4 protein-coding genes and 2 pseudogenes are annotated in these 6,401 nt (G+C 37.4%); all 6 read left to right on the top strand.

The annotated features are described in order from the left end of the window. The 6 genes and pseudogenes from A2290_02815 (at position 1) to A2290_02840 (ending at position 6,401) form a co-directional block, all read left to right on the top strand. Positions 1-575: pseudogene (locus A2290_02815) on the top strand (hypothetical protein). Then, positions 568-1,701 (top strand): hypothetical protein, encoded by a 1,134-nt coding sequence (locus A2290_02820; protein ID OGC13911.1) that lies wholly within the window; start codon positions 568-570, stop codon positions 1,699-1,701. Before A2290_02815 ends, A2290_02820 begins: the two are co-directional and overlap by 8 nt. Beyond that, positions 1,701-2,849: a hypothetical protein gene (locus A2290_02825; GenBank protein ID OGC13912.1), complete on the top strand. Its 1,149-nt coding sequence runs from the start codon at positions 1,701-1,703 to the stop codon at positions 2,847-2,849. Before A2290_02820 ends, A2290_02825 begins: the two co-directional genes overlap by 1 nt. A gap of 216 nt (positions 2,850-3,065) precedes the next feature. Continuing rightward, positions 3,066-4,292 (top strand): hypothetical protein, encoded by a 1,227-nt coding sequence (locus A2290_02830; GenBank protein OGC13913.1) that lies wholly within the window; start codon positions 3,066-3,068, stop codon positions 4,290-4,292. After that, entirely contained in the window at positions 4,289-5,230 is a 942-nt protein-coding gene (locus A2290_02835) for a hypothetical protein (GenBank protein OGC13914.1), read from the top strand. Before A2290_02830 ends, A2290_02835 begins: the two co-directional genes overlap by 4 nt. Positions 5,231-5,395: 165 nt before the next feature. Continuing rightward, a pseudogene (locus A2290_02840) lies at positions 5,396-6,401 on the top strand (hypothetical protein).

The raw sequence follows: 6,401 nt of genomic DNA on the forward strand, positions 1-6,401 counted from the left end.
CTGAACTTATTGGAAAAGAAAAGGAGCTAACTTGTAATCTTGCCACATCCATAAAGCAGCATTTGGCTCTTGGGTGCGCGTTGATCCATAATCCTAAAATCGTCTTTTTAGATGAACCTACTGCCGGAGTAGATCCTATCTCGAGGAAAAAATTTTGGAAAATCATAAAAGATATTTCAGACAGAGGGGTTACAACTCTGGTTTCTACTCATTATATGGATGAAGCGGAACAATGCGACAGGATAGCTTTAATAAGTGGAGGTAGAATAATAGCCTGCGATACCCCTTATAACCTGAAAACAAAGACAATGACCAATCTTCTTCTTGAAATTGAATGTGACAATGTTATGGCGGGATTAGAAGAGCTGCGTAGAGAACAAAAGGTGTTGGATATTACATTGTATGGACTTTTTCTCCATGTTGTAGTTGAAAAGGAAAAAGACATAGATGAAATTAGATATTTTCTGGAAAACAAAAACATAAAAATCAAACGAATTGAAAAGATAATCCCTTCACTGGAAGATGTTTTTGTCTTTTTGGTGGAAAGGGAGAGGAAAAAAAATAAGGATGTTTGACCGTCTTATCCCGATCATAAAAAAAGAGTTTCTGCATTTGCTGAGGGATTTCAGGTCACTTGCTCTTATGTTTGCAATGCCTGTTCTTTTGCTTTTTATCTATGGATATGCAGCTACATTTGACGTAAAGGAGATCCCTTTGTCTCTTTTTGATCAAGATAAGAGCGTAGAAAGCCGTGATTTTATGTCCAGGTTTTTGAGTAGCGGCTATTTTGTTCTTGTTAAGAATTTATCATCGACATCACAATTTTCTTATGAACTTGACAGCGGGAATGTAAAGGCAATCTTTAATATACCTCCTTTCTTTTCACATGATATTAAAAACGGTAAAAAGGCAAATGTTCAGGTTCTTCTTGATGGCTCGGACCCCAACTTTGCATCTTCCGCCATAGGTTACATAGGTTCAATTACAGAAAGATACTATCAGGATTTGGTCAAAACCAAATTTGAGAAACGAGGAATCAAAAACTTTTCAACCTCTCCTGTAAATTTGGTTACAAGATTCTGGTACAACGAGACTCTACGCAGTATCAATTTTTTTATCCCCGGATTAATTTGCATAATTTTAATGCAGATGTCGGCAAGTCTAACCTCATTAACGATTGTTTCTGAAAAAGAGCAGGGGACAATGGAAAGTTTGATTGTAAGTCCGATAAGAAAAAATGAGCTTATGATAGGGAAAATAATCCCGTATGTTCTTGTAGCTTTTTTTGATGTTTTACTTGTAACTATAATAGGAGTTTTATGGTTTCATGTTCCGTTTAAAGGGAATCTTATTCTTTTAACTTTAAGTTCGCTTATTTTTTTAACGGGAGCAATGGCTCTTGGAGTTTTAATATCAACAAATGCGAAAACAAGCCAAGAAGCAATGCAGACTGCGACTCTAGCTACAATGTTGCCATCCCTTTTGCTTTCTGGATTTGTTTTTCCTATAGAGAATATGCCGTTTATCCTTCAAGGTGTTTCGCTTTTTATCCCGGCCCGTTACTATCTTGAAATTTTACGTGATCTGTTTTTAAAAGGGGTAGGCTTAAACGCATTTTGGCCTGAAATGCTCCTTATGACGATTTTAAGTCTTTTCTTTATTATTATGAGTGTTAGAAGATTTAAAAAGAGGATTAAGTGATGGATAGTAGGCTATTTCATTTTATAAAAAAAGAATTCATACAATTTTTCAGGGATCCGAGGATGCTTTTTGTTGCCATTCTGGCCCCCATGATACAACTTATTTTTTTGGGATATGTTGCATCTACCGACATTAAAAATGTTAAAACAGCGGTTTTGGATCAAGACCGCTCTTCTTACAGCAGAAATTATATACAAAGTTTTAAGAACTCAGGGTATTTTAACATAAATTATTATGTCCACAATCAAAGAGAGCTGACAGATCTGCTTGATCGCGGGAAAGTGAAACTTGCCATTGTAATTCTCCACGGATTTGGCAGAAAAGTTGCAAGGTATGAAAGCGCTGATGTCCAGGCAATCATTGATGGCTCCAATTCTAGCATTGCTACAATTATACAAAGTTATATTGAGCGGATTAATTTTATAAATTCAAATGCTCTTTTGCAAAAAAAACTTGCCCGTTTTGAAATGGGGGGTGACAGGTTTGATCAGGAGATTCAAAGTGTTGGGGTGAATTTGGAGCAGCGGGTATGGTACAACCCGGAATTAAAGAGTATTAATTTTATGGTCCCCGCGATTTTTGCTCAAATTCTTATGCTTGTAAGCATGTTTTTAACGACAGCGGCCATAGTAAAAGAAAAAGAAAATGGGACAATGGAGATGCTTATAGTAACGCCTCTCAAATCTTATGAACTTATTTTGGGAAAACTGATTCCGTTTATAATAGTTGCCTTAACTGATATAGCCTTAGTTTTTTTAGCTATTACCATTTTATTTGGCATTCCTATGAAAGGGAGTATTTTATTGCTTTTTCTTCTTGGCCTTCTTTTTGCAAGCGCAGGTCTTGGAATCGGTGTTTTTATTTCTACTATATCGCAGACTCAAAGGCAGGCTATAATGGCAAGCTCATTTATAATGATGCCCTTTTTTATATTGTCAGGATTTATATTCCCGATTGCCAACATGCCAAAACCGATACAATTTCTTACTATCTTTATTCCTCTTAGGTATTTTTTATCAATAGTCAGAGGATTGTTTTTAAAAGGGATCGGGCTAAACTATTTATGGCCTGACATTTGGCCTCTTTTTGTTATTGCCGTTGTAGTTTTGACTTTGAGTATTTTGAGGTTTAGGAAAAAGCTGGGATAATAAAATAGAGAAAATAAACCCCGATTATTCATACTTGGAAAAATTTTCAATACTCTGCTAGAATTCTGTTCGTCTATGAATAATCGGGGTAAATAATTCCAGGCAAACGAATTTAACCCCAGGATAATCGGGGTTAACCGATTTCTAGTTCTCCTCTTGGAACCTTTTTTAATTCTTGGTTGTCTAATCATGTAAGAAAGGGCTATAATATCTATTGTGGTTTTAAAAATTACTTTTACCTTATTTGTCGTTTTGATTTTATCCATGCAGGCCTTTTCGTTGACTTGGAGCGAAGCTCTATCTGCCGCGTCTCAAAATAACAACCAGCTAAAAAGCGCGGAAAAACAGGTTGACTCTTCCGAATGGACATACAGAAAAGCTTATACTGTATTTTTTCCTCAAATCTCTGCTTTTGCTAGAATGACTGACTATGAGTTTATGACTACAGCGGAATCAAAAAGTTATTCTTATGGTTTAAATGTATCTCAATATATTCTTCCAAATGTAGGAGATATATATAATATTCAATCTTCTTATGCAAACCTTGAATATCAAAAAGCAAACCTTGCAATAACCAAGGCTTCTGTTTATTATGACCTGCGCAAAGCTTTTCTTGATGTTCTGTTTTTACAGGAAAAGATTAAACTTCTTTCCGAGATACTTGCAAAGCGTAAGGAAAACACAAAACTGATAGGGCTTAGATATGACAGCGGGAGGGAGGATAAAGGAAATTATTTGACGACGCAAGCAGATGAAGCCTCTGCAGGCTATGACCTCTCTTCGGCTAAAAGAGGCTTAACCATTGCACGGCTTAAACTTTCCCAGCTTATTTCTGATAATATTTTGAGAGTTGAAGAACCGGAATTTCTTTCCGAGCCGACAGTTGTTGATTTTGAAATTCTTCTCAAAGGAACTCCATCTTATTTTATTTTGGAAAAACAGCTGAAACTTGCAGAAGTATCTTATCAAGCATCTATTTCCGGATTTTTACCTTCGCTTTCACTAAATGCCAGTTATGGCAATAGTGGCGCTGATTGGCCGCCGACAAGTGAAACTAGATCTTGGAGCCTTGTTGTTTCCATTCCGATGTTTCCTGGTGGACGCAATGTTGCTGACAGAATAATTGAAGGCAAAAATCTTGAAAAAGCCAAGGAAGATTTTGCCAGTTCTGTTTATACTTTGCGCTATTCTCTTGAAGAAGCTTATTTGGGATACAAAGATGCTTTTGAAGCTTTTAATGTCGCAAAAATTTCACTTAATGCGGCAACAGAAAGAGAAAAAATAACCAAGACCAAGTATCTTAACGGATTGACGACTTATGACGAGTGGTATCGCATTGAAAACTCTTATGTGCAGGCAGAAAAAAGCATCTTATCAAGCAAAGAATCATTACTTTTGGCCGAAGCATTGTGGTATAAAACATATGGGGGATGGAAAAAATGACAATTCGAAATGTTTTCTTTGGTATTTTACTTTTAATCGCTACTTTAACAATTTCTTCTTGTTCTGGAAAAGAGGAGGAGGTTTTGCAGAAAGTAAAGGTGGAAAGAGGTACAATAAAAGCGCAGATCCAGTCGACAGGAATTGTTGAGCCGCGAAACAGACTTGAGATAAAGCCTCCTCTTGCTGGACGGGTAGATAGAATTATGGTTGTGGAAGGACAGAATGTAAGAAAAGGCCAGATTATTGCCTACATGAGCTCGTCTGATCGCGCCGCCCTCCTTGATGCCGCAAGGGCAAAAGGGGAAGAAGAAGTCAAACATTGGGAAGATGTATATAAGCCCACTCCCATCATCGCCCCGTTAAATGGTTTTGTCATTCAAAAGGCAATTGAGCCGGGTCAGACAGTGACTGCTGCCGACCCGATAATTGTAATGGCAGATCATCTAATAGTAAAAGCGCAGGTGGATGAAACCGATTTGGCGAGCATCTCTTTGGGTCAAAAGGTAAATATAGTTCTAGATGCATATTCTGATAAGCAGATATCGGGAAAAGTTGAGCATATCGCGTATGAATCTACCATTGTAAATAATGTAACAATTTATGATGTCGATGTAATTCCAAACCGTGTCCCGTCATTTTTTAGGGCGGGGATGAGCGCGACTGTTAATTTTATCCTAGGAGAAAAAAGTGATATTTTAGTGTTGCCTCTTAACGCAGTTAAAAAAATGGGGGATAAGACATATGTTTTTGTGGAGGAAAAGGAAAAAACAAAATCTGTCCAAATACAGACAGGAATGGAAGATAATTTAAATATTGAAATCATAAACGGATTGTCAGCAACAGATGAAGTAGTCATTCCTACGGCAAAAATGCTTGAAAGTTTGCAGAGCAAATCTGGCCGTCGCGGTCCGATAAATCCTTTCGCGAAGAAAAAATAGCCCTCACCCAATTTACAGACAATTTGAGGGTTAATAGGTAAGAACCCTCTCCCTAGAGGGAGAGGGAGTTATAAATGATTGTCAAAATATTTGAAAATCCTTCTCCCTCTGGGAGAAGGTGGTTAGCCATAAAACTAACAAATAAAGAAAAAAGGTGGATGAGGGTTGTCACTCATTGAATTAAAAGATATTCATAAGACTTATTATATTGGTGGCAAACTTCCCGTTTATGCTTTGCGAGGGCTCTCTTTAAAAGTTGAGCCTGGCGAATTTATCGCGATTATGGGACCGTCAGGTTCCGGAAAATCTACCCTTTTGGCGATCCTTGGTCTTCTTGACAAATCAGAAAGCGGAGAATATCTCCTTTTAAATAAAAACATCTCTTCGATGGGAGAAAAACAATTTGCCTTTTTGCGAAACCGGTTTTTTGGTTTTGTCTTCCAAAGTTTTAACCTTCTTCCAAAATTAAATGTTGTAGACAATGTAATGCTTCCTTTTATATATTCCAGTGAACACAAATCCTCAAAAAGGGAATATGTTTTAAGTAACTTAAAAAAAATAGGCCTAAGTGACAGGTTGAAGCATAGGCCAAATGAACTTTCGGGTGGACAGCAGCAAAGAGCAGCGCTTGGAAGAGCCTTGTCAAATGAACCTTTGGTTATTTTAGCAGATGAACCTACAGGGAACCTTGACACAAAATCTTCGCAGGAGATTATGGGCCTTTTGAAAGAGCTAAATGAGCAGGGACACACTATTATAATGGTTACACATGAACATGATATAGCCGGATGGGCATCACGTGTTTTAACTTTGCGCGACGGACAAATCGTAGGCGATGAAAGAAAAACCGTTAAAACTGCATATTCTGAAAGTGGAAAGAAAGAAAATGTCAACCTAAGTGAAAAGATTTCAATTGATAAAATTCCTAAAAGCCGATTATTAAGTTTTGCCGGAATCAAGAATTACTGTTATGAAGCGTATCTTTCTATAATAAATAATAAACTCCGATCTCTTTTGTCCATTCTTGGTGTAATGATCGGGGTTGCGGCGGTTATTACCATGTTGGCGCTTGGAACCGGGGCAAGACGAAATGTGGAAGAGACTTTATCTTCTTTGGGAACAAATATTTTGATGGTAAGGGCTCCTCGCAGGGCGCAGGGGATTTCTCTTG

The organism is candidate division WOR-1 bacterium RIFOXYB2_FULL_36_35, assembly GCA_001771505.1.
In the GTDB taxonomy this organism is placed as follows: domain Bacteria; phylum Margulisbacteria; class WOR-1; order XYC2-FULL-46-14; family XYC2-FULL-37-10; genus XYB2-FULL-36-35.

Coding starts and splice junctions, on each gene's coding strand:
- A2290_02820 (OGC13911.1), top strand. CDS start 568: ATGTTTGACCGTCTTATCCCGATCATAAAAAAAGAGTTTCTGCATTTG.
- A2290_02825 (OGC13912.1), top strand. CDS start 1,701: ATGGATAGTAGGCTATTTCATTTTATAAAAAAAGAATTCATACAATTT.
- A2290_02835 (OGC13914.1), top strand. CDS start 4,289: ATGACAATTCGAAATGTTTTCTTTGGTATTTTACTTTTAATCGCTACT.